The 26,006-nt window shown below is 45.9% G+C and carries 27 protein-coding genes and 1 riboswitch; of the genes, 18 read left to right on the forward strand and 9 right to left on the reverse strand.

Translation table 11 applies throughout. The features are described 5' to 3' along the window. Positions 1–63 precede the first annotated feature (63 nt). The 3 genes from H6F98_RS09465 to H6F98_RS33990 all read right to left on the reverse strand — a co-directional run bounded on the left by H6F98_RS09465 (position 64) and on the right by H6F98_RS33990 (position 2,389). Complete coding sequence (locus H6F98_RS09465; RefSeq protein WP_192218423.1) at positions 64–1,056, reverse strand: threo-3-hydroxy-L-aspartate ammonia-lyase; 993 nt, start codon at positions 1,054–1,056, stop codon at positions 64–66. A 129-nt stretch (positions 1,057–1,185) separates the two neighbouring features. Then, positions 1,186–2,169: an NAD-dependent epimerase gene (locus H6F98_RS09470; protein WP_192218424.1), complete on the reverse strand. Its 984-nt coding sequence runs from the start codon at positions 2,167–2,169 to the stop codon at positions 1,186–1,188. A gap of 49 nt (positions 2,170–2,218) precedes the next feature. Continuing rightward, on the reverse strand, positions 2,219–2,389 hold the full coding sequence (locus tag H6F98_RS33990) for an ATP-binding cassette domain-containing protein (RefSeq protein WP_313929827.1): 171 nt from the start codon (positions 2,387–2,389) through the stop codon (positions 2,219–2,221). Between the two features lie 179 nt (positions 2,390–2,568). Here H6F98_RS33990 and H6F98_RS09480 point away from each other — a divergent pair, with 179 nt between their 5' ends. From H6F98_RS09480 to H6F98_RS09500, 5 genes are all read left to right on the forward strand, one after another. Further along, on the forward strand, positions 2,569–5,055 hold the full coding sequence (locus H6F98_RS09480) for a PAS domain S-box protein (RefSeq protein WP_192218425.1): 2,487 nt from the start codon (positions 2,569–2,571) through the stop codon (positions 5,053–5,055). 118 nt (positions 5,056–5,173) lie between these two features. Further along, complete coding sequence (locus tag H6F98_RS09485; RefSeq protein WP_192218426.1) at positions 5,174–7,213, forward strand: PAS domain S-box protein; 2,040 nt, start codon at positions 5,174–5,176, stop codon at positions 7,211–7,213. Then, positions 7,206–7,517 carry a nucleotidyltransferase family protein gene (locus H6F98_RS09490; RefSeq protein ID WP_192218427.1) on the forward strand — a complete coding sequence of 104 codons (312 nt, stop codon included), beginning with the start codon at positions 7,206–7,208 and terminating at the stop codon, positions 7,515–7,517. Before H6F98_RS09485 ends, H6F98_RS09490 begins: the two co-directional genes overlap by 8 nt. Next, positions 7,514–7,855, forward strand: coding sequence for a DUF86 domain-containing protein (locus H6F98_RS09495; RefSeq protein ID WP_192218428.1), 342 nt, complete (start codon positions 7,514–7,516; stop codon positions 7,853–7,855). Before H6F98_RS09490 ends, H6F98_RS09495 begins: the two co-directional genes overlap by 4 nt. 183 nt (positions 7,856–8,038) lie before the next feature. After that, positions 8,039–8,452 carry a hypothetical protein gene (locus H6F98_RS09500; protein WP_192218429.1) on the forward strand — a complete coding sequence of 138 codons (414 nt, stop codon included), beginning with the start codon at positions 8,039–8,041 and terminating at the stop codon, positions 8,450–8,452. A gap of 1 nt (position 8,453) precedes the next feature. Here H6F98_RS09500 and H6F98_RS09505 read toward each other — a convergent pair whose 3' ends face one another. Both H6F98_RS09505 and H6F98_RS09510 read right to left on the reverse strand, forming a co-directional pair. Next, positions 8,454–8,696, reverse strand: a complete 243-nt coding sequence (locus H6F98_RS09505; protein WP_192218430.1) for a hypothetical protein — start codon at positions 8,694–8,696, stop codon at positions 8,454–8,456. Positions 8,697–8,821: 125 nt separating this feature from the next. Beyond that, positions 8,822–9,127 (reverse strand): DUF1816 domain-containing protein, encoded by a 306-nt coding sequence (locus H6F98_RS09510; RefSeq protein ID WP_192218431.1) that lies wholly within the window; start codon positions 9,125–9,127, stop codon positions 8,822–8,824. Between the two features lie 359 nt (positions 9,128–9,486). Between H6F98_RS09510 and H6F98_RS09515 the strand changes: the two genes are divergently transcribed. The 12 genes from H6F98_RS09515 to H6F98_RS09570 all read left to right on the forward strand — a co-directional run bounded on the left by H6F98_RS09515 (position 9,487) and on the right by H6F98_RS09570 (position 23,168). Continuing rightward, positions 9,487–10,989 (forward strand): hypothetical protein, encoded by a 1,503-nt coding sequence (locus tag H6F98_RS09515; RefSeq protein ID WP_192218432.1) that lies wholly within the window; start codon positions 9,487–9,489, stop codon positions 10,987–10,989. A 229-nt stretch (positions 10,990–11,218) separates the two neighbouring features. Next, a riboswitch (guanidine-I (ykkC/yxkD leader) is annotated at positions 11,219–11,355 on the forward strand. Positions 11,356–11,542: 187 nt separating this feature from the next. Then, a complete protein-coding gene (gene speB / locus H6F98_RS09520) occupies positions 11,543–12,745 on the forward strand; it encodes an agmatinase (protein WP_192218433.1) in 1,203 nt (400 codons plus the stop codon). Positions 12,746–12,748: 3 nt separating this feature from the next. Next, positions 12,749–13,132: a hydrogenase maturation nickel metallochaperone HypA gene (gene hypA / locus H6F98_RS09525; protein ID WP_192218434.1), complete on the forward strand. Its 384-nt coding sequence runs from the start codon at positions 12,749–12,751 to the stop codon at positions 13,130–13,132. Then, positions 13,116–13,823: a hydrogenase nickel incorporation protein HypB gene (hypB, locus tag H6F98_RS09530; RefSeq protein WP_192218435.1), complete on the forward strand. Its 708-nt coding sequence runs from the start codon at positions 13,116–13,118 to the stop codon at positions 13,821–13,823. The genes hypA and hypB overlap by 17 nt, the downstream gene beginning before the upstream one ends. Positions 13,824–13,930: 107 nt before the next feature. Next, positions 13,931–15,034, forward strand: coding sequence for an ABC transporter substrate-binding protein (locus tag H6F98_RS09535; protein ID WP_396811243.1), 1,104 nt, complete (start codon positions 13,931–13,933; stop codon positions 15,032–15,034). Between the two features lie 148 nt (positions 15,035–15,182). Further along, positions 15,183–16,031: an ABC transporter permease gene (locus tag H6F98_RS09540; RefSeq protein WP_192218436.1), complete on the forward strand. Its 849-nt coding sequence runs from the start codon at positions 15,183–15,185 to the stop codon at positions 16,029–16,031. 72 nt (positions 16,032–16,103) lie between these two features. Beyond that, positions 16,104–16,880, forward strand: coding sequence for an ABC transporter ATP-binding protein (locus H6F98_RS09545; RefSeq protein WP_192218437.1), 777 nt, complete (start codon positions 16,104–16,106; stop codon positions 16,878–16,880). 413 nt (positions 16,881–17,293) lie between these two features. After that, a complete protein-coding gene (locus H6F98_RS09550; protein WP_192218438.1) occupies positions 17,294–17,401 on the forward strand; it encodes an AAA-like domain-containing protein in 108 nt (35 codons plus the stop codon). Then, entirely contained in the window at positions 17,358–17,564 is a 207-nt protein-coding gene (locus H6F98_RS09555) for a diguanylate cyclase domain-containing protein (RefSeq protein ID WP_192218628.1), read from the forward strand. Before H6F98_RS09550 ends, H6F98_RS09555 begins: the two co-directional genes overlap by 44 nt. Positions 17,565–17,956: 392 nt before the next feature. Beyond that, positions 17,957–19,819, forward strand: a complete 1,863-nt coding sequence (locus H6F98_RS09560; protein ID WP_192218439.1) for an NAD(P)H-quinone oxidoreductase subunit F — start codon at positions 17,957–17,959, stop codon at positions 19,817–19,819. A gap of 277 nt (positions 19,820–20,096) precedes the next feature. Then, positions 20,097–21,614 carry an NADH-quinone oxidoreductase subunit M gene (locus H6F98_RS09565; RefSeq protein ID WP_192218610.1) on the forward strand — a complete coding sequence of 506 codons (1,518 nt, stop codon included), beginning with the start codon at positions 20,097–20,099 and terminating at the stop codon, positions 21,612–21,614. Positions 21,615–21,827: 213 nt separating this feature from the next. Next, entirely contained in the window at positions 21,828–23,168 is a 1,341-nt protein-coding gene (locus H6F98_RS09570; RefSeq protein ID WP_192218440.1) for a CO2 hydration protein, read from the forward strand. A gap of 158 nt (positions 23,169–23,326) precedes the next feature. Here H6F98_RS09570 and H6F98_RS09575 read toward each other — a convergent pair whose 3' ends face one another. From H6F98_RS09575 to H6F98_RS09585, 3 genes are all read right to left on the reverse strand, one after another. Then, the gene (locus H6F98_RS09575) at positions 23,327–23,956 is read right to left on the reverse strand and encodes a GIY-YIG nuclease family protein (protein ID WP_192218441.1); all 630 of its coding nucleotides are present in this window, start codon (positions 23,954–23,956) and stop codon (positions 23,327–23,329) included. A gap of 145 nt (positions 23,957–24,101) precedes the next feature. After that, complete coding sequence (locus H6F98_RS09580; protein ID WP_192218442.1) at positions 24,102–24,560, reverse strand: PIN domain-containing protein; 459 nt, start codon at positions 24,558–24,560, stop codon at positions 24,102–24,104. A gap of 2 nt (positions 24,561–24,562) precedes the next feature. Next, positions 24,563–24,814: a hypothetical protein gene (locus tag H6F98_RS09585; RefSeq protein WP_192218443.1), complete on the reverse strand. Its 252-nt coding sequence runs from the start codon at positions 24,812–24,814 to the stop codon at positions 24,563–24,565. Between the two features lie 65 nt (positions 24,815–24,879). On the opposite strand from H6F98_RS09585, the gene H6F98_RS09590 reads away from it, so the two are divergent. Next, a complete protein-coding gene (locus H6F98_RS09590; RefSeq protein WP_242058457.1) occupies positions 24,880–25,125 on the forward strand; it encodes a type II toxin-antitoxin system Phd/YefM family antitoxin in 246 nt (81 codons plus the stop codon). 275 nt (positions 25,126–25,400) lie between these two features. Here the strand turns inward: H6F98_RS09590 and H6F98_RS09595 are convergent, their stop codons facing one another. Continuing rightward, a complete protein-coding gene (locus tag H6F98_RS09595; protein WP_192218445.1) occupies positions 25,401–25,802 on the reverse strand; it encodes a fasciclin domain-containing protein in 402 nt (133 codons plus the stop codon). Positions 25,803–26,006: the final 204 nt, after the last annotated feature.

Below are 26,006 nucleotides of genomic sequence, written 5' to 3' on the forward strand. Positions count from 1 at the left end.
CCAGAACACTAGCCGACTCAAGGAGAGGCTTGAATTTTACGACAGGGAATAAAAGGCTGGGGTTTAACTCAGCAGGTGGCTAACTGTTTTCAGATCAACATTGCCACCGCTGATGATGATACCAATTCGAGAATCAGGTTTTGTGATGATACCTTCTAATAAGGCAGTGGCGGCTAGAACACCTGTCGGTTCAACGACAATTTTCAGGCGTTCCCAGATAAAAAACATGGTGCGGACGATCGCATCTTCCGACACAGTTACCATATCATCGACATAATCTAGCACCAACGGAAAGGTCAATTGACCGAGGCTTGGAGTTCTTGCCCCGTCAGCAATTGTGTCAGGATTGAGAACGGTTTGCAGTGTTTTTGTGTAAAAGGAGCGGGTGGCATCGTCTGCCTGTGAGGGTTCTACGCCAATGATGCGGCAACTGGGTAGGAGAGATTTGGACGCGATCGCACTTCCTGATAATAAGCCACCACCACCACAACACACGAGTAAAAGCTCTAGTTCACCAACTTCTTCGAGCAGTTCTTTCGCCGCAGTCCCTTGTCCAGCGATAGTGTGCGGATGATTATAGGGAGGAATTATTGTTAGTCCACGCTCATGTGCGAGATTCTTTGCTAATTCTTCCCGTTTCATCTCAGCGCGATCGTACAAAATCACCTCAGCACCATAGCCACGAGTAGCCGCTTGCTTAACTTCTGGTGCATCCTTTGGCATCACCACTGTAGTGGGAATACCGAGCAACTGTCCGGAAAGTGCGAGTGCTTGCCCATGATTTCCTGAAGAAAACGTCAAAACCCCCCGTTGTTTTTGCGCTTCAGATAGCTGTACCAACGCATTATAGGCTCCTCGAAACTTAAAAGAACCTGCTCTTTGGAAGTTTTCGCACTTGAAGAACACTTGCGAGTTAGTGCGCTCATTCACCGTTCTGGACGTGAGAACAGGTGTTCGGTGAGCTACCCCAGCAAGGCGATTAGCCGCCGCTTCAATATCAGCATAGGTGACGGGTAAAAACTTCGCTTCAGTAGCAATAGATGCTGTAGAGGTCATCGTTATTGGAAATGTAGACAATTTTTCTGTAGTCACTGTAACGGTTTTTTTGCTCAGGCAGGTTTGCAAATCCAAATAACTATGTCGCTATCGGGATGAGCTTGTTAAATGCTGGCGTTGCCTTGCAAGTCATGTTTTGTAATAGTTTTGATACCACTGTACGAAGTGATGAATACCTTCTTCAATTGATGTGGACGGTTTAAACCCTACATCCCTCATCAAATCATCTACATCGGCATACGTGCTTGGCACATCACCAGGTTGCATCGGTAAAAAATTCTTCTCAGCTTGTTTACCAAGTACCTTTTCGATCACCTCAATGAATGTCATCAATTCGACAGGACTATTATTACCAATGTTGTAAAGCTTGTAGGGGACATTAGTATTGTCTTTTGAATTACCTTTTGGAGGTTTCGACATCACCCGAAATACTCCTTCAACTACATCGTCAATGTAGGTGAAATCACGCTTCATTTTACCAAAGTTGTAAACATCAATTGGTTTACCTTCCTGTATTGCTTTGACAAATTTGAAGTAAGCCATGTCGGGTCGTCCCCAAGACCCATAAACTGTGAAAAAGCGCAATCCTGTTGTTGGTAAATTATAGAGATGGCTGTAGACGTGAGCAATTAGTTCATTTGCCTTTTTGCTAGCAGCATAGAGCGAAATTGGATGATCGACATTATCACTGACAGAAAACGGAACCTTGGTATTTGCCCCGTAGACGGAGCTAGAAGAGGCGAATACAAGATGTTTGACTTGACTGTGCCGACATCCCTCTAACAAATTGACAAAACCTGACATATTACTGTCAACATAAGCGAAGGGATTTTGTAATGAATAGCGCACTCCGGCTTGAGCAGCAAGGTTAACGACACAATCGAACCGATGTTCTTGAAATAGCCGCATCATGCGATCGCGATTATCTAAATCCAAAATCTCAAACGTAAATTTAGCTTGTGGATTTAGTTGAGCTAAGCGATCTTTCTTCAGTTTCACATCATAGTAGTCATTCAGGTTATCAATCCCGTAAACCTGTATACCCTCTGCTAACAAGCGCTGGGTTAAGTGATAACCAATAAATCCAGCAGCTCCAGTAACCAATACTTTCATGATTCTTTCACTTCATAATTACTGACTAGACTGATGCGAAGGGTTGATTCTATTTCAGAGGTCGATGTAATCTCAGAGCAATGATAATCGGGGCTTTCCGTAGCGCCACACCCGCGATCGCAATTCGTTGCCATTGCCCACCTGAAAGCCTTGCCCTCGATTCTACCAAGATAGTGTCATACCCTTGAGCCAGTGCCGTAATGAAGTCATGAGCATTCACAAGACGGGCAGCCGCTTCAATCTATTCATCCTTTGCCCCAATTGAACCGTAAGCGATATTATCGCGGACACTCGTTTGAAGGAACATGAATTTTTAGTGAAAAAACTTTTAAGAGAAATCTCTGCTGTTGAGAGGCGATCGCTAACATAATGTGGTAAAGGCTGCACATTATTTTAAAGATGCAGAAAAAAAAGCGTTGGCGGCTGTCAGGCTATGGGGTTGCTGTGCTAGCAACCTTAGCGGCGTTGCTCTTCCGTTTTCTACTGATGCCGATCCTTGAGGAAAATGCTCCCTTGTTGGTCTTTATCATGCCAGTGATGGTTAGCGCTTGGTATGGCGGCTTGAGACCGGGGCTATTTGCTACTGTCCTGAGTGCTTTGGTCGGTAGCTATTTCTTCATTCAACCGTTTTTTAGCCTACACGTTATAGGGTTAAGCGAAGGGGTTCGGATCTGCATATTTTTAGTCGAGGGGGTGCTGATTAGTGGGTTGTGCGAGGGATTGAAGAAGGCTAACCTCCGAAAGGAGGCGATCGCATTTTCCCTGAAGGAAAGTGAGGAGCAATATCGCCTGATTGTCGAAGGCGTGGAAGATTACGCCATTTTCATGCTCGACCCTAATGGACGGATTGCGACTTGGAACATTGGCGCAGAGAGGATTAAAGGATACCAAGCGGCAGAAATTATCGGACGGCATTACTCAATTCTTTTTGGAGCAGAAGACGTTGAGCGCCATATCCCTGAACAAGAACTCCAAATCGCGGCAACGGAAGGTCATTTTGTCGGGGAAGGCTGGCGACAACGTAAAGATGGCTCCCTGTTTTGGGCAAGTTCTGTGCTTACAGCCTTACGAGATGAGTCTGGAAATCTGCGTGGCTACTCTAAAGTTACGCGCGACATCACTGAGCGCAAACGAGCCGAGGAAGAATCGCGCAAGCTGCTCAAAGAATTATCAGATGTCAAATTTGCCCTAGATCGAGCAGCAATTTTGGCTGTAACGGATGCCAGAGGAATTATTACTGATGTAAACAACCAGTTTTGCCAAATCTCTCAATATTCTAGGGAAGAACTGATTGGGCAGACTCATCGCCTCATTAATTCCGGCTACCATCCCCAAGAATTTTTTCAAAACCTTTGGTCAACCATTACTAAGGGGAATGTCTGGCATGGAGAAATCAAGAACAAAGCTAAGGATGGAACTTACTACTGGGTAGACACCACGATCGTTCCATTTCTAGATGATCAAGGAAAGCCTTTTCAACATCTTGCCATCCGATTTGATATAAGCGATCGCAAGCTTGCTGAAGAGGTAATCCATCGCTCGGCTGAACGGTTAGAAGCTTTACATGAAATTGACCGTGCCATTCTCAGAGCAGAATCAGCGGCAGAGATTGCCCGTGCTGCACTTTCACGCCTACGTCGTGTCGTGCCTTATGAGCAAGAGCTAGTCGTCTTGTTCAAGTTTGAAACAAATGAAGCTGAGCTACTGGCAGGGGGGTTAGATGGAGATTTCGCGAGAGCAACTGTGCCGCTCTCTAGCCTGATGCCTGTTGAAATTCCGTTGCACCAAGGAGTCATTCGTTATGTAGAAGACTTGGCTACTCTTGAGGAGCATCCGCCTTTACTAGAACGCCAGATAGCTGAAGGCAAGCGGAGTTTGCTTAGTGTCTCTCTGATTGTGGAAGGGGAGTTGATTGGTCAACTTGACCTGTTCGCCAGAAACGTTGCCGCATTTACATCGGAATACCAAGAGATTGCCTCTGAAGTCGCTAACCAACTTGCCGTTGCAATCCAGCAAGCTCGACTGCGGGAGCAACTTCAGCGCTACACGAATCAACTAGAGCAACGGGTTACAGAGCGTACTGCTGCGCTTCAGGAAGCCAATGAGCAACTGGAGGTGTTTGTCTACTCCGTTTCCCACGACTTGCGGGCACCCTTACGAGGGATACAAGGATTGGCTCAAGCCTTGGTGGAAGACTACGCCCCCCAATTGGGTGACGAAGGTCAGCTTTATGCCAACCATCTTTTTGCTTCTGCTCAACAGATGAATACTCTACTTGAAGATTTGCTCAACTACAGCCGTCTTAGTCGTGCCGATATTAATATCCAGGTACTTGACTTAGCATCTGTCGTAGCAATGGTCTTCACGCAACTGGAGGCAGAATTTCAAGAGAAACAAGCTCAGGTAAAAGTAGAGACACCGTTGCCTAAAGTGATGGGTCATCGCACTACCCTGATTCAGGTTGTTATAAATTTGGTGACGAACGCAATTAAATTCATGCCTCCTGGTGTACAGCCTCAGGTACGGGTATGGGCGCAGGAGGTGGAAAGTGAGGGAGTTGGGGGAGTTGGGGGAGCAGGGGGAGCAGGGGGAGAGGTTTTTAGTGATACTCCACAGGACGATTCTGCCTTCTTTGCCTCGTCCACAAAATGGATTCGCTTGTGGGTAGAGGATAACGGCATCGGCATCAACCCAGAAAATCAGGAGCGTATTTTCCAAGTTTTCGAGCGATTACATGGGGCTGAAACGTATCCGGGTACTGGGATTGGATTAGCGATCGCTCGTAAGGGAGTAGAACGTATGGGGGGTCGAGTTGGCGTAGAGTCCCAACTCGGTCAGGGAAGCCGCTTTTGGATAGAACTGCGGCAAGCTTATCCGACAACCTAAATGTTTCACATCAGCGTACAGGAGTATTAGACTTGTCTATTAATTCTTTCAAAAGGTAGCAGACACAAACACTTGAAATAGTCTATGGTTCGGGAGGTGACTTTTTGCAGGACTACCAGTGTGCCGTCTTGTTATTATTGACGACAACCCAGAAGACCGCATTTTGATTCTTCGTGAATTGAGCCGTGAATTTCCCAACCTACAGGTCGAGGAAATTATCGATACAGAAGGTTTAAACCAGGCACTAAGCACGAGCAATTTTGATCTGGTTATTACGGACTATCAACTTCGCTGGAACGATGGGCTGAGTGTGCTAAAGGATGTCAAGTCTCGCTATTCTGACTGCCCAGTGATTATGTTCACTGATAGCGGGAATCAAGAGATTGCTGTCGAAGCAATGAAGACTGGCTTAGACGATTACATTATCAAATCACCTAAGCATTACATTCGCCTATCGGTTGCAGTACGTGCCGCCTTGGAACGAGTTGAATTTAAGCGGAAGACTGAGCGTTTGGAGATGCGTCTACAGACGCTGCTGAATCGTTTGAATGTTGGTGTGTTTCGGTCAACCTCAGATGGATATTTACTAGAGGGGAACGCCGCATTTCTGCGTTTATTGGCTGTGAGTTCTTTGCAAGAAGCCCAAACCTTAGATTTGCAGGAACTTGTCTGGCAGGCAGACGTGGAACTTCAGGGTTCCGTCTCGGAACGCGAGGTGCAGTTGCGTCGAGCCGATGGCAGTAGTCTGTGGGTTTTATTAAACCAGACCATTAGTACCACGGAAGCTGAGCCTGTTCTGGAAGGACTGATAGAGGATATTAGCGATCGCAAACGTGCCGAAGAAACACTGCAACGAGCTAACGAAGAACTGGAACGCCGAGTCGCAGAACGTACCCAAGAATTACGACAGGCAAATGAACAACTGCTCAAAGAGATACGAGAGCGTGAGCAGGCACAGGAAGTTTTGCGTGAGAGTGAAGAACGCTACCGACAACTGGTGGAATTATCCCCTGATGCCATCTTTATCCAATGTGATGAGCAATTTGTCTTTATCAACAGTGCGACTGTCAAGCTTTATGGCGCAACTAACCGGGAAGATTTACTTGGCAAATCCGTATTTGATGTTGTGCATCCAGACTATCAGGAACTTGTCAAGGAGCAGATACGAGAACTTAGAGAAGGACAACTAATAGAGTTGAGGGAACAGAAGGCTGTTAGATTTGATGGAACTGTTATTGATGTCGAGGTTGCAGCCGCTCCTTTTACCTACCAAGAGAAGCCAGCCGCTCAAGTCGTTATCCGGGACATTAGCGATCGCAAAAAAGCAGAAGCAGAACTTCGTAAGGCTCTGGAAACAGAAAGAGAACTCAGCTCCCTTAAATCCAGAATTATCACCACAATCTCCCACGAATACCGCACCCCGCTCACCACAATTCTTTCTTCCGCTGAGCTTCTCGAAAGCTACGGTGATAACTTGAAACAAGAGAGAAAACTGATTCATCTGCGGCGCATTCAGAACAGCAGCAAACACCTGGCTGACTTAGTTAGTGATGTACTATTCATCGGTCAAGCGGACGCAGATAGATTACGATTCAACCCAGCTCCTCTCAACTTAGAGCAGTTCTGCCAGGAACTTGTTGAAGAAATACGCTCTGCTAGCCAGAACCAGAGGAGGGTAAGTGCCAGCACAGAGGCTCCAGATAACCAAGCTTCATTAGAGCGAGCCATGCCTGGAGAGCTTATCACCTTTACGAGTCGAGGCAACTGTACTAATACTTGTCTTGATGAAAGACTGATACGACAAAGCCTCACTAATTTGCTCTCCAATGCGATTAAGTATTCCCCTCAAGAAAGCACAGTTCGATTTGCTCTCGAATGTAAGGAGAGTGTTGCTGTTTTGAGCATTCAGGACGAAGGCATTGGCATTCCAGCAGAAGACTTGCCGAAACTATTCGAGTCTTTCCATCGAGCCAGTAATGTTGGAACGATTCCTGGTACAGGTTTAGGGCTAGCTATTGTCAAAAAGTGTCTGGACTTACACGGAGGTCAAATTACTGTAGAAAGTGTTGTAGGCGTGGGAACAACCTTTATTGTCACGCTGCCCTTGAACTCTTTCGTATCGAATCCTGATGCCTTCGGGGATGTAGCGCATGACTAGCAAAACAGGGTTAGGAATTAACGATTTGTTGCAAGAGCGGCGAACGGAAATTCTTGCTATTGCACAAAAGCATGGAGCCTACAATGTGCGGGTATTTGGTTCGGTGGCGCGGGGAGAAGCAACCGAAGAGAGCGATATTGATTTTTTGGTTGACTATGACTTGGGAAAAATCACGCCCTGGTTTCCAGCAGGACTATTAATTGATTTAGAACGGCTACTCAATCGCAAGGTTGATATTGCGACGGTGGATATGTTGAAGGAACGTATTCGCGATCGCGTATGCCGTGAGGCTGTGCTGCTATGAGGCGTGAGCCTGAGCGGTTGCAAGATATTTTAGATGCAATTGTGGCGATTGAACGATATGCAAGCCTTGGTAGACAGGCATTTGATGAACAAGAACTAATGCAGGTTTGGGTGATTCATCATCTCCAGATTATTGGAGAAGCGGCTTCTTCGTTATCTGGTGATTTGATGAATCAATATTCTGAGGTGCCGTGGGCACAGATTATTGCCTTCAGAAATGTTGTGGTGCATGAGTATTTCCGGGTATCGCTGAATTTAGTTTGGGCGATCGTGCAGAATAATCTACCACCGTTGAAGGCAACGGTGGAAAAGATGTTGCAAGAGTTGGGGGAGGCGTGAGGAGATAATGCAGGGGTTGAAGGTGAAGTTTAAGGAGTTGAAGCGATTGGCAACTATGGCATTCACTAATCCCAATTCAATAGCGGGACTTAAACAAAAATAAGTTATGACCAGGTTATTTGTTGTTGGTTACTTGTTGTTTGTATTCTTTAACAAGCAACCAACAACCAACAACCAACAACAATGAGCCAACTGGAACGCATGATCAAAATGGCAGAAGACGAACTCACTGAGTACAGTACCGATGCCCGGAAAATGGAGAAACTACGCCGTAAAATTGGGCTTTCTGTCTCAGCCGCAGAACAGCGCCTAGCCAAAGAAGCTTTATCAGCACAACTGCAACCCAGTGGTGGCTTACGCCAAGTCGTTGAGGAACAGCGCCAAACTGTTGCCTTACCCTTTTGGGGAATTGCTGGATTGGGTTTATTGGGAGCAATTTCTCTATCACAAGCCTTAGGCTACGTTGTCGCTGTTGCAGGGGCTGTTGCTGCCTACCGCCTTCAGAAATGGGGTTGGGAATTACAGGCAAAGCGTCTACTCCTGAACACATTGGAGGATATTGAAGCTCGTGTCGCACAACCCCGTCAATCGGACTAAATTAATTGGGTTTCATTGCATTGGCTATCCAGCTAAACAGTCCACTCAAAAGTGTGCCAGCGATGACAATGCCAATTGCTGGCGTAAATACAGGTTGCCAAAGGTAATACCAGAGGTCAAGCCCTAAGGGAAGACCAACCAAGCGACCAAAAGCTGCGATCGCTAGCCAAAAAAAGCTCAACAAGACCAGAAAAAAATCTATCACTAACAACTGGTTGAGCCAACCGATTAGTCGATCTATCATCTTTACTTTGGCAACCACAGAACTGTTGCCTTGTGATCCTAAACAGCACCTAAATCCTACAGCACCATCACGACTTGCCGTTACATCCTTTCCTAAAATTTAGTAAAGGTTAGCCAAGCGACAACTTAGTCATCCTCTTCATCAATCGTGAGTACTGTTGGCTGATCTTGCAAGATGTCAACAGCAATTCCGATCGCTCCCTCCTGCTCAAGATCTTCTATGTAACCCGCTTGGCTCAGCTTCGCTTCCTGAAGACTATCAAATGGACCAAAGTAGTAAGTACAACGAGGTTTCTCGGTGATAACTTTCACCCACCAAGGGGACGTGGATGTAGTTTGAGATGGCTCAGGTTGAGCCTGGGGTTTCTGAAAGCGGATGAAAAGTATGCACAAGAAGGCGAAAAAGAGAAGCGATAAAAAAACTCCGAGCATTTCTGGAACCTTAGGTGTGTCGGCGAGCTAAGTAACTCGGCGTTCTTTGGGAATAGGGCAAGCAGTGTCGCCGCTCACAACAATCGGCACCCTGCTTCAAAATATCCAGACATATGTTAACCCAAGTTGTTACAAACGGTTGCTCTCTCCCCAAAGAGTCTTGCAAAAAACTTGTGAATATAGGTTCTTACCACCGTTGTAGATCCGGTCGGTTCACTAGCATTGATTAGACACATCTGTCAGTGGTATAGTGAAGCTTTGTCGCAGCCACTTACCTCCTCAAGTTAAGAGGTACACCTTAACAGTGGGAGCTGAGGCAAGAAGGTCAGTGAAAGAGTTTAATTCACGGCGATCGCATTATGCCGAAATTCTGCCTTCGACTCCACAGTGCCGCTACCGTAGCTTTACTCACATTTGTGGCTGGCTGCTCCTGGACATTACCCCCCAGGACAACAGCCAATAGGACTTTCCCTTTCGGGGCAACTTCAGGCACACGCTCTGTAAGTTCCAGTCAAGCGCCCTCAAGTTGCCCCCAAGTTGACCCCTTCAGCAAAGGCATTGGCAAAGCCCAAGATGCCGCTACGCTTGCTCAATCCGCGCAATCAAAACAAGAGTGGGATTTAGTCGTTACGGGTTGGATTCAAGCGATCGAGGGAATGCAATCTGTCCCGCAAGAAAGCCCCAAACGTGCTTTTGCCCAAAAAAAAGTTGCTGAATACCTAAAAAACTTAGACGTTGCCCTCCAAAAAGCAGCAACATCCAATTCTCAGCTTCCCTTCACCAGCTTTGGCAACCCAATCTTTGATGAGCAACTACTGCTGTATTTATCCTACGTTGCAGCTGTTGGACCACCCGATGTTCTAATTGTCGGAAGTTCCCGTGCCTTAATCGGTATCGATCCGCGTCAACTACAGCAAAAATTAGCCGCTCAAGGGAAGGGAAATCTTAAAATCTTCAACTTTGGGGTCAATGGCGCAACCGCTCAAATGGTTGACTTACAGCTACGGCAAATCCTAACCCGTGAGCAACTACCCCGACTCATTGTCTGGGCAGATGGTGTCCGTGCGTTTAACAGTGGGCGAGTAGACCGCACCTACAACAGCATGGTAGCGTCCCAAGGGTATCAAAGTTTGATAGCAGGCGATCGCCCAACCCTTCCCTCAACCTCCTCTGACACCGCAGATGCTTGCGAAGACATCCCAGACGCCGCAATTTCCCAGAAAACCAAACAAAAGTCTAATTCCTCCGATTCAACTCACCCGACAGTAGCCGTAATGCGTTGGCGGTTAGCACGAGTATCGTTCGAGACGGCGAGTAATTCTACACCCTCTCCGATTAACCGCTTACTCTTAACTCAACTCAGTCAGGGACAGATGCCTTCTCGGCTGACGCTAGTGCGAAATACAACTGGCGGCTACAACAGTTTTGCCATTGATGCCAATGGCTTCCTCCCTCTTGATAGCCGCTTTGACCCCAAAACCTACTACCAGAAAAATCCACGAGTTGCTGGGCGGTATGATGCAGATTATCAACCCTTTAGTCTCGCAGGTCAGCAAGCCACTGCCCTAAATTCAGTAAAAGCCTTTGCTAGACAACAACAAATTCCCTTGGTTTTCGTTAACTTGCCAATCACGCAAGATTATCTAGACCCTGTACGCCGGACTCGTGAACAGCAATTTCAGCAGATGATGCAACGGCAAGCGGGTGGCGGCTTTACCTTTATCGACTTGGGGGGGCAGTGGCTTACCCAGAATGAATATTTTACTGACCCAAGCCATCTTAATCGTTACGGAGCAGCAGCCATAGCAAGTCAGCTTGCAACTAACACTCAGATTCCTTGGCCTCAACCACAGTCTGAGTAAACGGTCAGCCATCAGCTTTAAAGGAGAAAGCTTAAGAGCTTCCCCGTGATAGGTTTAGTAGCCTTTAATACATTTTTTTTAGAGAGAGATTGATAAAAGTATCAATAAGCTAGACACAGCCTAAGTATTCTTAGGTAATAAGACAAGTACTTCAATCGTGCAGCTAGCTATAGATATTTTGATCACATTCTAAGGAAGTTATTAGAGCCGATCGCACCCAAAACTAATAGTTGATAGCTTCTAGGGTTCCGGTTTAAGTATTAACGGCTTAAGCGACTGGTCCAAGAGAAGCAAGCTGACTTGGAAATTTTCACAAAATTTAGCAAACCAAGATTAGCTACACGGCGGGATAAAAGCCCGGGAGAAGTAAATGATAGTTAGCAACTATCGTTACTTTCCTGGGTTTTTCTTTTTATCAACTTAGACTTGACTTTTGTAATCAGGTAGTCTCTCTAAAAATATTTGGAATATAAGGAGCAAATTGGAGTCTTATCGCTGAGCAGCAACATCAAAAACACAGATTTTTAGTTTGTCAATTTTTAGGATTTTAAACATGACTGAGCGTGAACGTCCCCTTTCGGAAAGTCTAGAGTCTCACCCAGAGCAACCCCCAACTGAAGCTGAACGAGCGTTGGAGCGAGAAACCCGACTTCCACTAACAGGCTGGCAACAAGAAGTTTCTAAAGGTTTGGAGTTTGGGTTAGAGGCAGCAGAAAGTATTGGCGATCGCACAATTCCCACGTTCTCCAGAGGAGAATTACCTCACTATGCTGGTATAAACACATTCCTCAAAGCACCTTATGTAGAAGATGTACGAAAGGTGGGAGAGTATGATGTTGCTGTTGTCGGCGTACCTCACGACTCTGGCACGACTTATCGCCCCGGCACCCGTTTTGGTCCCCAAGGGATTCGCCGCATTTCTGCACTTTATACTCCCTATAGCTTTGAACTCGGTGTCGATTTGCGAGAGCAAATTACTCTTTGCGATGTTGGGGATATTTTTACGATTCCCGCTAACAACGAAAAGTCTTTTGACCAAATTTCTAAAGGGATTGCTCACATCTTTAGTTCCGGTGCCTTCCCGATTATTTTAGGAGGCGATCACTCCATCGGATACCCAACTGTGCGGGGAATATGCCGTCACTTGGGCGACAAAAAAATGGGAATCATCCACTTTGATCGCCATGTGGACACTCAGGAAAAAGATTTAGATGAACGGATGCATACCTGCCCTTGGTTTCATGCCACCAATATCAAAAATGCACCTCCTAAGAACTTAGTGCAATTGGGAATTGGCGGTTGGCAAGTGCCGCGTGAAGGTGTGAAATTCTATCGCGAACGGGCTAGCAATATTCTCACAGTTACAGACATCACAGAAATGGGCTTAGATGCCGCTGTAGAGTTCGCCCTAGAAAGAGCATTAGACGGTACAGATTGCGTCTATATCAGCTTTGATATTGATTGCATTGATGCCGGGTTTGTCCCTGGAACAGGTTGGCCAGAACCAGGTGGACTACTACCTCGTGAAGCACTCTATTTACTAGGCAAAATTATTCAACGTGCCCCTGTCTGTGGACTAGAGGTTGTTGAGGTTTCTCCTCCCTACGACATCAGTGACATGACTTCCTTGATGGCAGCTCGCGTAATTTGCGACACAATGGGTCATTTGGTGGTATCAGGTCAGTTGCCGAGAAAGGAAAAACCCGCTTACATTCACCCGGAAGCCCAGCCGGAATTGGTTAATGAGTGGAAGTAAGCCATGCATGAAACTGACATGACCAAGGCGTTAATATTAACGCTCAAAGACTGGCAGGAAGCTCAACCCAATCAACCTAAGATTTCCTGCGTTCACCTAATAGTTGGTAAGTTCACTTGTGTTGAACCAGTGAGTTTGCAATTTGCCTTTGAGGTGCAGTGTCGTAACACCTTTTTGGAAGGTGCAAAACTCGAAATTCAGGAAACGCCTTTAATTGCTTTTTGCCATCGTTGCCAACAGGAATACAAACCTGAAATTGGCATTCAATACGCCTGTCCTGAATGTCATTCTCCAATGGACGATATTCGCTCAGGGCGGGAACTAAAAATTGACCGAGTTGAATACTGTTCTGAAACGACTATAGAAACTTATGCATCAAACATTTGACGCGGCATTAGGCATTAATTTACTACACGCCAATCAAGAGGGAGCTGACCATAATCGCGCTCATTTTGATCAGTGGGGTATAACCTGCTTGAATATCATGAGTAGTCCTGGTGCAGGTAAAACGGTTCTGCTAGAACAAACACTAGCTGCACTCAACAATGAACTCAAAATTGCTGTAATTGAAGGCGACATGACGACGGAACTAGATGCCGATCGCCTTCGCCAATACAATGTTCCAGTAATTGCAATTAACACAGGTCGTTCCTGCCATCTGGATTCCAAAATGGTTGCAGGTGGGATTCACCGATTAGCCCATGAATACAACCCTTCAGAATTCGAGATGGTATTGGTTGAGAACGTCGGTAATCTCGTTTGTCCTGCTGAATTTGAAGTTGGCGAACACGCTAAAGTCGCTCTCTTAAGCATCACAGAGGGAGAAGATAAGCCTCTGAAATATCCGGTGATGTTTCAAGAAGCTGACTGTTTGTTGATTACAAAAATGGACTTAGCACCGCATCTGGATGTTGATGTAAATCGGATTGTTGCGAATGTCCGGCAGATGAATCCAGATTGCACGATTATTGCTGTCTCTGCCAAGACAGGAGAGGGATTGGAAGCTTGGTTTGAATGGCTACGTGCTGTATGCGATCGCACATCAGCCATAAGCCCTGAGTTAGCCGTTAATCATTAAATGTTCATTAAGAACTAACAGTCGGGTGCATTAGCGATAGGATTGCGACAAACCTTAATGCACCCTACTTCCAACTGGCAATCAATCTGTGTTCCTGAGGATATGCCATGAAAATGCGTGAAGCGTTACGCGAAGCGATCGCAAGCAAAGCGCGAAAGTTATTCCATAGGAAATCGCCCTTATCCTACTGCATTGTCTTTTTCATCACCTTGTCTCTGGTCATTGGTTGCACCAATCCAGCCGTCTACATCAAAACCACAACAGAAATGGAGGCTGACGCTTCAGCGGCTGCGGGGGCAGTTCGTTTAGGATTCAGTGCATGGCCAGGTTGGTTTCCCTGGCAGGTGGCACAAGAACAAGGAATCTTTAAGAAAAACAGTGTTTCGGTCGATCTGAAGTGGTTCGATGGCTACTTGGAATCGATCAGTACCCTAACTGCCGAGCAAATAGATGCAAACAGCCAAACTTTAGGGGATACAGTAAGTTCCGTATCAGGTGGCGTAGACCAAGTAATTGTTCTAGTTAACGACAACTCTACTGGCAATGACAAGGTAATCGTCCGGGATGGCATTAACTCTGTTGCCGATCTAAGGGGGAAAAAAGTCGCCGCAGAGGAAGGCACAGTCGATCACTTTCTGTTGTTACTGGGGCTACAGAAAGAAGGCTTATCAGACCGGGATATTCAGTTTGTTCCCTTAGAAACGGGTAAAGCAGCCTCTGCCTTCGTGGCAGAGCAAGTCGATGCAGTGGCAGTGTTTGCTCCCTTCACGACTCTGGCGATGAACCGACCAGGAAGTAAGGAACTCTTTAGTTCTAAGGATTTTCCAGGAGCGATTTCCGATCACTTGGTATTCACGCGCAAGTTTGTAGACGAAAAGCCCGATAAAGTGCAAGCAATGGTTAATTCCTGGTTTGACACATTGGACTACATGAAGGCAAATCAGGACAAAGCCTACGAGATTATGGCGAAACGGGCAGGTGTCAAAGTTGACGAATACAAAGAGTACGCTGACGGCACCAAGATTTTCACAATCGAGGAAAACTTAAAAGCCTTCCAACCCGGTAATACTATGACCTCCTTGCAGTTTGCTGCCCAGGAGATGACTAAATTTTTAACAGAAGCGGGTTTAGCGAAGACACAACCCGATCTGAGCAAATTATTTGACGATCGCTTCGTTAAAGCCTACGCCGAGAAAGTCAAAAAGTCATAAGCGAATTTAGATCTAGGGTTGCATCTTGTCTACATGGGCGATCGATAATCAACGCTCAAACTACTCAACTAGCGTTTCATCAACTCCCAGTAACCAAGCGCTAACGACCAACCTCAAAATGCTTTCCCAGTCATCCTGAAATTGAACCATGAGCCACAGCAGCCCTAAATCGATTCAAGAGTTCATCAAGCCTAAGAGTTTACATCCTACTGTTTTCTGGCGACTCGCGGAAGACATTCCCAAACCCCTCAATACAGCCTTGATTGTCACCTCGATCGCATTGCCGCTGCTGATGTGGTGGTTAGTGACAACTTTCGGAGCTATAGACCCCAAATTTTTGCCCTCACCCGCCAAGGTGTGGGAAGCCTTTGGACGGCTGTGGAGTACCCGCGAACTTCTAAAAGATACAGTGGCGAGTTTATGGCGAGTCGGTGTTGGCTTTCTGCTTGCTGCACTCCTTTCCATTCCCGTTGGTGTGCTGATGGGTAGTTTTGCAAGTATTCGCGCCTTGCTAGAACCGCTCTTCGGCTTGGTACGGTATATGCCTGCACCCGCCTTCATCCCTCTACTAATTCTGTACCTGGGTATCGGCGAGGAACCCAAAATTACCCTCATCTTCATCGGAGTCTTTTTCTTCAACTCGTTGATGGTGATGGATACCGTGAAGTTTGTACCAAAAGAACTGATTGAAGCCACCTACATGCTGGGAGGGAATCGCTGGGCAACTCTAACTCAGGTGATTCTCCCGCACGTCTTGCCTGGAATCATTGATGCCTGTCGGATTAACCTCGCTGCTGCATGGCAATTGGTCATCGTCTCAGAACTAATTGCCGCATCAGAAGGCTTAGGTCGTCGGATTAGTGTAGCAGGTCGATTCCTAAGAACTGATGAAATTTTTGTGGGGTTGATTGTCATCGGGGTGATCGGGCTTGCCTTCGACCTATTATTCCAATACTTCCTACGAGTCTCTTGTAAGTGGGCCAATCAAAAGCGCTAACCAGGTATCTATTTGAGTTGCTCCTAATCCCCAATTCCCAATTCCCAATTCCCTATCTGGAGATTTAACAAAATGTTTCTACAAATTAACAACCTAAACAAGCACTTCCCAACAAAGCAAGGAAATTTAGTTGTCCTAAAAGACATTGATATGGCAATCGAGCAAGGTGAATTTATCTGTGCCGTAGGAGCATCGGGTTCGGGTAAATCTACGCTGCTACGGCAGATTGCCGGACTGGATAGTCCCACATCTGGAGAAGTCAAAATTGACGGCGAACGTGTCACTGGCCCTGGACCCGATCGCGGTATGGTGTTTCAGCACTACACACTCTACCCGTGGATGAGTGTGCAGCACAATACGGAATTCGGACTCAAGCTTCAGGGTGTGCCGAAGAAGCAGCGACGCGAACAAGCCAGCTACTATCTAAATGTCGTCGGCTTAACGAAGTTTGCCAAGTCATTACCGAAGGATTTATCCGGTGGGATGAAACAACGGGTTGCGATCGCTCGTGCCCTTGCCTCAGAACCCAAAGTGCTGTTAATGGACGAACCTTTCGGCGCATTGGACATCCACACCAAAGAGTCGATGCACGAATTTATCCTTGATCTTTGGCGGCGCACCAATGTCACGATCTTCATGATTACCCATGATGTGGAAGAAGCTGTCTTTCTCTCCAATCGGATTTATGCTTTAGGGGCACGTCCCGGCACAGTTAGAAAGGAAATGTCGATCCACCTGCCTGAACGCAGCCACACCGTTAAGCGCCACTCCATATTCCATGACTACCGAGATGAACTGATGGAGCTAATGCGGAGACATGGACAGGAGGCTGTTGCCGCAGTCGCTTAACGGCATTGGCTTTTAGTTTTAGCTGACGCGGGTGTTGTGCTGTTGTTCTATAGATGCAGGGCTTACGCAGCAAATCTACTTATAGGGTGCGTTATTTAACGTACCCTACTACTGTTCAAACTAAATTCGATTCCATATCCCCTTTTGGGATTCTAGTCGTAGAGACGTTCCACCGGTTCGGCGAAGCCGTTCCCGAAGGGTACGTCTCTACATACTTTTATGGGTTGCAGAAAAAGGGGTAGCTAACCCGGATTCGGTATTACCTCTTTTGCCATAGCCCTCCAGAAAAACCAACACCTACAGTTTCAGTTGACAAGATTCGTCTACCTGTGAAGCAACCTCGTTAACACCTTGAGCCAGCAAAGTTAGCTCAATCTGTGTACTTGAAAAACTAGAATAATAAATTGCAGAGGATGGGGCTAGTCAATCTGCAAGGAAATCGAGTCACACTCAGCTGCGATTTATATCGGCAATATTTTGGCGATCGCGTTCCTGGCATCAGCAGGAGTTACCAATGCTAAGAATCAGACATTTCAGATTACCTTCAGTGCAGGGGTGGCTGAGTACTCTCAGGATGGTACTGACCTACAAGAACTTTACCAAGTAACTGATGCTGCGCTGTACCAAGCTAAGGCAATTTTCCTATTCATAGGTCTATTGTTTATCGAGAAATTTAACATTTAGATACTCGTACTGATTAAACCTAGTAATTTCTATATATCCAGATTTTTCGATTTCCTTTGGATATACAGGCACGAGCAGTAGACTTTTTTAGGCAAAAATACTTCCCAATGCTAATAGAGAATCGAGCACCATATTGCCAGAGAAAGCCAAACACATATAGGGATAAAAATCAATAGTTATTATTAATTTTCATTATATAAGCAGAATTTACAGCCATCATTATTGAATTATTTAATTTAATCCTTCTTTTTTTGTCAGCTAACCATTACACTGAGGTAATAAAGCTTAAAAAAAAGTTAAGTCGGTGCGTTAGCGAGTCCTGGGAACAACAGGGTAGGCTTAGTATTGCTTTCAAAAATTTCAGAATTTCTCCATCCTAAAAGGTAAGGTTGATGGCTCAATTCTTCCTCGAAACGGCTTGGTTGATACCTTGCTATGCGCTAATTGGTTCAATTTTAGCGATACCTTGGTCTCCTAGCATTATCCGTCGCACGGGACCTAGACCAGCAGGTTACATCAATGCCTTAATGACCCTCGTCGCATTCTTACACGGTTTAATTGCTTTACCAGCGACTTGGAGTCAACCCGTACAAGAAATACTAATTCCTTGGCTTCAAGTTGTCGATCTCGATCTGACCATTCCCTTGGAATTTTCTTCGATTACCATTGGCGCAACCCTTGTCATCACAGGAATAAACCTGCTGGCACAAATCTACGCTATTGGTTACATGGAGATGGATTGGGGTTGGGCACGCTTCTATGCGCTACTGGCATTATTTGAAGCTGGGATGTGTGCGCTTGCCCTCTGCAACTCCTTGTTTTTCAGCTACATTATTCTGGAAATCCTCACCCTCGGAACTTACCTCTTAGTCGGGTTTTGGTTCAATCAGTCTTTGGTGGTTACAGGTGCTAGAGATGCGTTCTTAACCAAGCGGGTGGGCGATTTATTTCTGCTGATGGGGGTTATTGCTATTTACCCCTTGGCAGGAACCTGGAATTTTTCGGAACTCGCCGAATGGGCAAGTACGGCAAACGTAGACCCAAAAGTTGCGGCGCTATTAGGTTTGGCTTTAATTGCAGGACCGATGGGCAAATGTGCCCAGTTTCCTCTCCATCTGTGGCTGGATTTAGCGATGGAAGGGCCAGTTCCCAGCACGATTTTGCGGAACGCAGTGGTTGTCTGCATGGGTGCTTGGGTACTCATTAAGATTGAACCCGTTATCGCGCTTTCTCCCTTGGCGGCATCAGCCACATTATTTATTGGTGCCGTGACAGCGTTGGGCGGTACGATGGTTGCGATCGCGCAAATTGACATCAAACGTACCCTTTCCTATCTGGTCAGCGCTTACATGGGTTTGGTGTTTATCGCCGTCGGCACTGGTCAAGCCCAAACAGCGCTAACGTTAATGTTGACCTATGCCGTAGCAATGGCTCTGCTGGTCATGAGCGTTGGTGGTATTATCTGGAACAGCATCACCCAAGATGTTACCAAGTTAGGGGGGCTGTGGGCTAAAAGACCGGCTTCGGCATTCTCCTACCTCGTTGGTGCTGCTGGCTTAGTGGCGGTACCTCCTCTGGGTGGTTTCTTTTCTCTATTGCAAGTAGGCGACCATCTTTCTAACACTTACCCCTGGTTGCTAGGACTATTGCTACTGGTGAATGGTCTAGCGACCTTTAGCTTAACCCGCGTATTCGGCTTAGTGTTTGGCGGCAAACCCAAGCCAATGAGCGAGCGATCGCCCGAAGTTCACTGGCCGATGGCGTTACCCATGTTGCTCTTAATGGGCTTCACTCTCCACGTTCCGCTCATCCTCCTGCAATGGCAACTGATACCAGACTGGTCAACCTTGAATACAACGGTTGCTGGCTTGCTAGTTTTGTCTAGTGCAGTGGGTTGCAGTCTTGGGTCATTCATTTATCTCAACAACGGCTTTGCCAAACCCGTGCGCTTTGGCACCAAATCCCTGCAAGACCTCTTTGCCTACGACTTTTACACCGAGAAGCTTTACCGCTTGACGATTGTATTTGTGGTTGACCTAGTCTCCAGAGCAATTTCCTGGGCTGACCGCTATATTGTTGACGGCGTGGTCAATCTAGTAGGGATATTAACCGTCTTCAGTGGACAGAGCTTAAGGTATAACGTTTCCGGTCAGACCCAGTTTTATGCCCTAACGATTCTATCGGGAATAGTGTTGTTTGGGATTGTAGTGAGCTGGCCTTTTTTGTCTCACCTTACCCTAATCAGTGGTGGCTAACGATTTGAAGGTTAGCCGATTGAACGTTAGCAAGTTAGGCGCTATGAGAAGAGTACTCACGAACATTACGATAAAAAACGCTTTCCCCTGACCCCTATTTTCAAGTCAGACTGCCATGAACGCGAACTCACAACGAAGGAGTGAAAGTCCTTACTCCTTCTGCCCTTTGCCTTCTGCCTTATTTTCAAGTTAGCGACTTAGTAGTGATCAATTTGCTCTCTCAATTTTCAACCTTCAACTGTATTAAACTTTCGACTTTTGAATGCGTGACTTTTCTATGCTAAGTACCCTAATTTGGTTACCTCTATTAGGTGCTGCTATCATCGGGCTTTTGCCCAGAAATGTAGCAGGTACGCGGATACGTTCTATCGCTATTGCGATCGCAGCAGCTATCTTACTTGTCACTCTCTGGCTTGGTTTTCAGTTTGACATAACCAATTCAGGAATGCAGTTTCAAGAGTATGTACCCTGGATTCCCCAAATTGGATTGACCTATAAACTAGGTGTTGATGGGTTATCCTTTCCCTTACTAGCTCTGAGCAGCCTGCTGACGTTAATCGTTATCTTTAGCGGTAGGCTTGAGGTCGATCGACCTCGCCTCAAATATGCTCTAATTCTGCTCGTTAATGCTGGTGTTGCCGGAGCGTTTCTCGCCCAAAATTTACTGCTGTTCATCCTGTTCTACGAAGTAATCTTAATTCCCCTTTACCTATTGATTGCCATTTGGGGAGGTGAGAAGCGCGAATATGCAGCGATGAAGTTCCTCATCTATACAGCAGTATCCGGGATTCTGATTCTAGGCGCATTCCTGGGGATAACTTGGCTTTCCAACTCCACCAGCTTTGACTATGACGCAATTAAAACTCAAGGGTTATCCTTAACTACTCAGCTTGTTCTCTTGACCGCGATATTGGTAGGGTTTGGTATCAAAATACCTTTGGTTCCTTTGCATACCTGGATGCCAGATGCTTATGTTGAAGCTTCTCCAGTAGTAGCAATTATTTTGGGTGGCATGGTTGCCAAGTTGGGAACCTATGGTTTGGTACGATTTGGCTTACAGCTATTTCCCGAAACTTGGGCAGTTGTTGCTCCGGGACTATCGATTATCGGCGTAGTCAGTGTAATGTATGGGGCGCTGAGTGCGATCGCGCAAAAAGACATCAAGCGCATGGTCGCTTATAGCTCTATCGGTCACATGGGCTACATCGTTGTCGCCACCGCCGCACTTACGCCCTTGAGCCTCTTGGGTGCTGTTTCCCAGATGGTGAGTCACGGTTTAATCCTGGCAATTCTGTTTTATCTCGTAGGTATTATCGAAGTCAAAGTTGGCACCCGCGACTTGGATGTTCTCAATGGTTTGATGAATCCCATGCGCGGTTTGCCCTTAGTGAGCGCTCTCCTAATTTTGAGTGGAATGGCTAGCGCTGGAATTCCTGGTTTAGTCGGCTTTATTGCTGAATTTATGGTGTTCCAAGGCACTTATCCGGTTTTCCCGTGGCAAACGCTGTTGTGTATCTTTGCATCTGGCTTAACCGCCGTTTACTTCGTGATTCTCCTCAACCGCACCTGTTTTGGCAAGCTTGACAACAAAACATCGTACTATCCCAAAGTCCTGTTCGCTGAAAAAGCCCCTGCTTTTGTTTTAGCTGCTCTCATCTTCTTCTTGGGGATACAACCTACTTGGTTAGTGCGCTGGATGGAGCCGACTACCACAGCAATTATTACGGCGGCTTCAACTGAAAGTAATCAGCAAGTAGCCGTCAACTCTCAGCCAAAGGTGGCAACTAATAAATAGCGAGTCCTGCCAGGGAAGTAATTCCCTGGCTAATAGCTAAAGTCCTAATCAATCCCTCGGCGGTTGAAAGTAATAGGTGCAAGACTCGCCATGAATTACCTTCACAAAAAAGAATGAAAATTCCTTTCCCCTACCACCTAGCACCTACTCCCTATTTTCAATAGAGATTGGTAACCAACAAAATCATCATTCTAAGCAAAAGAAATTAAGACCATGACCACAACTTTAGATAAATCTACTGCACGTGAACCAAATAAACCTAAATTGCCTCCTTCTAGACATGAATTTGCTGATGTCATTCACCGCCTAGAAGCTGGTGGTGCAATGATACCGGATACGCCGGAAAATCTAATGCAAATTGTCGGCATTTGGAAAGCGTATGCTGTGCCAATGGATTTCTACTGGCGCGACTTGCTTTATATTGCCGAACGTGTCTTTTTAAATCCCCTCCCCTTCTTTAAATACTTCCTCCCCAAAGAGTATTTAGATCTGCACAATCATTACGCTGGCGATGATGCCGACTTGCGGATTTGGCGAGGAGAAGCGACTGCCCATCCCGAACTTTTGGAGTTTATCGAGAAGGGGGAAACAGGCAAAATGCCCAAGTTGCTCCATCACTTGTGGCATGACCGGATTAATATGGAGTTCGCTGAAGCCTGTATGCGGGCGATGCTTTGGCATCGTAATATGTACGCGCCAGTTAACCAATTTGACCCCTACTTAGATTCTGAAGAATACAAAGCCAACGCAGATAGAGCAATTAAGGCTTACTTTAAGGGCAATCCTTTAATGTTGGGACTCCATAAAATGTTCCCAGAGATGTTTTTGGAGCAGTGCCGTCAGGCATCTTATTACAGCAATTTGGGGTTATTTTGGGAAATCATGGCTCCAGTTTTCTTTGAAATTTCTGACCTCTACGATGAGGGGAAAATTACAACGGTTCCGGAGGCGATGAATTTTATTGTAAATGGGATTTTTGCGATCGCAGGTCGTCCCATCTACCACCACGTCTACATCCGGGGTGAATGCTACGAAATCATCCCCAAATCTAAAGGCTTCACTTGGTTGTACGAAGCAGCGCTTCCCTATGTAGAAGCTGTTTTCTATCGCACCGCTCCATTTAGAGGAACAAAATCCTACAATGCTCAAGCTGGGGAAGTTCCCGACGATCAGAAAGACTTCCACTATGGAGTTCTCTATGCTGATAAATTCCCAGTTGGTACGGCAGGCATCCCACCGACACTGTTAATGCAGGATATGTACCATTTCCTGCCTCCCTATCTCAAGGACTTCTACAAAGATCGTTGCCGCAGCGATGATGATATCCTCAACCAAATTGCGGTAACGTTCCAGCGATCGATGTACTGCGTTACCTCAGGGGTGTTTCAAGCGTTGCGGACGGCGTTGCTGTATCCGTTAGATGATCCAAATCCGAAGCACTTGCAAGCAAATCGAGCATTTTTTGAAGCGCAACTCGATCGCTTCTGTCGCCCCGAATATGGGATGCGTAATGCGGCTCGTTTGGGGGCTATTCAGACGGCAGATTATAGGTAGGGAAGTTAGATTCCCCCAGCCCTCCTTTTTCAAGGGGGGCTTATTTTTTGGAGGGGTGGGTTAGCGTTAGCGAAGCGCTATGAAGAGCGATGCCGATGTTGCTGCTGCAAAGTGTCTTTTATGTGAGATTAATGTTACTACTGATTCTTGTAATAACACTAAGAGAATAAAACCATGCTAATGCTACCCCTTTTAGCTAAAGACTTTTCATCTTGAACAGCAAAGCTAACAGACTCGTCAACACTTTTTCCTTTAATGTTGTACTGCCAGGTTGCTTCCAGGCATTCAAGAATTGGTATTGTCAATTCTCTTGGAACTCTGTCAATTACTTTCTTTTGTAAAACACTGCTTTTAGTAGTCAACCTAAATTTCATACTTGCCTTAACAGCTTCTATCAGCTCAGGATCGAGTTTGATAATCTTAACGGTTCGTCGTTTTACTGGTATTTCTTCGGTTTCTTTTTCAGTCTCTTTATCTCCCTTCTTCAAAATAGGAGTTCTATTCAGGCAAGGGGTGAAAATTTTAATGTCTTTTGATTCTTCCTCATTCAACGCCGATTTATCACATTCCCTCCAGTAAATATCCACAGTAATAGCGGCATAGGTAAAAGTTGTAAGTTGAAGAGCGCGATGGTGAGATCGCCATCTGTCTTTTAGGTTTGTGGCTTTCCCTATATACAACACTGTCTCATTAACCACCACGTAGTAAATCGCGCTGACTTCAGGTAGTTCATTCAGTTCAGTTAGAGAGACATGAGGTAGTTTTTGTTGAAGAGTTTCGAGATTCATGTATTTAGCCTGTTGAGGAAAAGAACAATGCGAAGATCGGTTCAAGGCTAACCTGAAAAATGCTGTGCCAATGCTGCTGTGACCTACTCAGTATTAGGGTGAGCATTGCCCATCTTAACAGCTAGAGATCAGCTTACGATCACAGCTAAGTTGACTCAGGCGTCCACCAGCATTCCAAGGGTAATGCCCTTACCTCTCCCATTCGCTGAAAATCTCTATCTGCTGAAACAATCGTTAAATTGTGACGGAAGGCAATAGCAGCAATCCACAAATCATTGTCATGAATCCCTAACTCTTCAATTCGTGTCCTTCGTCGCTGCCTGCGTTCCCTCGGACCAAAATGATTGATGATTTCGGCTTTGAACTGACCATAAATATCAGCCGTTTCCTCATCCACGAAATAGATGCCGATGTCTTCCAAAAATACTTGTACCCGTGCTAAGTTATCTACCCTTTGTTCCGAGTTATGAGCCATAAACATCAGCTCTCCCCACACGATAATGCAGGTAGCCACCTGAGATTCCCCCACCTGAGCTACATGGCGAAGGACAGTTGCATCTCCCGCAATAATGCGGCTGCAATGGTTGGTATCGAGAAGGTACACGCTTAGAACTCTATCTCAGAGCGAGTATCATAAACTAACTGAAGACACTCGTCAAAATCATCACCTGTCCATGTGCCTGCGTGTCGTAAGAGAGAGCGACCAGAGGGAGGACGGAAGGGTTGTGGTGCTTCAGGAGACGAAGACTCTGCTTTGTCCGGCATGATAATAACACGAACCCTACGCCCAGCTAGTTCAGTGGCGTGGGCGACAATTTCTTCCCAGGTGCCTTCTAGTTCTATAGGTTGTGAAGTCATCACGTTTCCCAATTAGCAGTCAATACAGACATGATACCCCTGCAAATATGCCCAAGTACCTAACAATGACAGAAGCACAACAACAACTGCCAGAATTGCCGGATATGTTGGCAGTTGAGCCAGTAATCATTACTAAGGATGGTAAGCCTGTAATGGTTGCTTTGAGCTTGCAACAGTTTGAATCTCTTTTAGAAACGTTAGACATTCTTTCTGATCGCGAATTTATGGCTCAGTTGCGAGAGGGTATCCAACAAGCCGATGCTGGAGAGACTATCAGTTTAGAACAATTAAAGGCAGAGTTAGGATTTTGATAGACCTGTAAAATTGGAGTCTATTGAACCATACCAAGTTATCCTGAGAGCATAAGCAAGGCAATTATTTACCTAATTGCTCAGGTCAAAGCTTGCGATCGCCTTTGGCCCCAGCGAAGCTGATCGCGCTTTCCCTATTCGCTGGATTAGCAAGTGCGATTACCTACGGTAGCGCTAAAAGCGATCGCTTTTAATTTCTCTACAGCCCTGATCTGCGTTCGTTCCAAATAGCAGTTCAGCAACTTGGGGTAACTTATCTTACGGACAAGGTTCGATTATCCCATCAGAATTACTGTGTCAATAACGTGGATGACACCGTTATCGGCTTCGATATCTGCGGCTAGAACAGTGGCATTTTTTACCTCAAAACCATCAGAGGTATCAATCCTTATCGGTGAACCTTCAACAGAAATAACTGAATCCACTTTTTCCAAATCGGCTTTTGTTAACTTGCCAGAGACGACGTGATACTTCAAGATTCGGGTTAGCTGGGGAATGTTCTGCACGAGGGTTTGAATCGTTCCCGGCGGGAGTTTTGCAAAGGCATCGTCATTCGGTGCAAAGACAGTAAAAGGGCCGGGACTTTTCAGCGTCTCCACTAATCCAGCCGCTTTGACAGCAGTTACTAGAGTCTCGAAAGAACCCGCGCTAACCGCAATATCAACAATATCAGGCATTTATTTATACTCAGCTAAGAATTTGCCAAAAAATCTAACTTATTATTTTACTTAATTTTTGTTGCTATTTTTTAGATTTGTAAGCAATCCTTCTATAGCAATTCTCATTTCAGTGAGGCACATCTAAGTTTCTTGTCAATTCCCAATTCCCGAAAACCAAGAAGTCTGTACCTTATCCACATGAGAATTGCTATATACCAGTCT

This window comes from Microcoleus sp. FACHB-SPT15 (assembly GCF_014849525.1).
GTDB classification, from domain to species: Bacteria; Cyanobacteriota; Cyanobacteriia; order Cyanobacteriales; family Coleofasciculaceae; genus Symplocastrum; species Symplocastrum torsivum.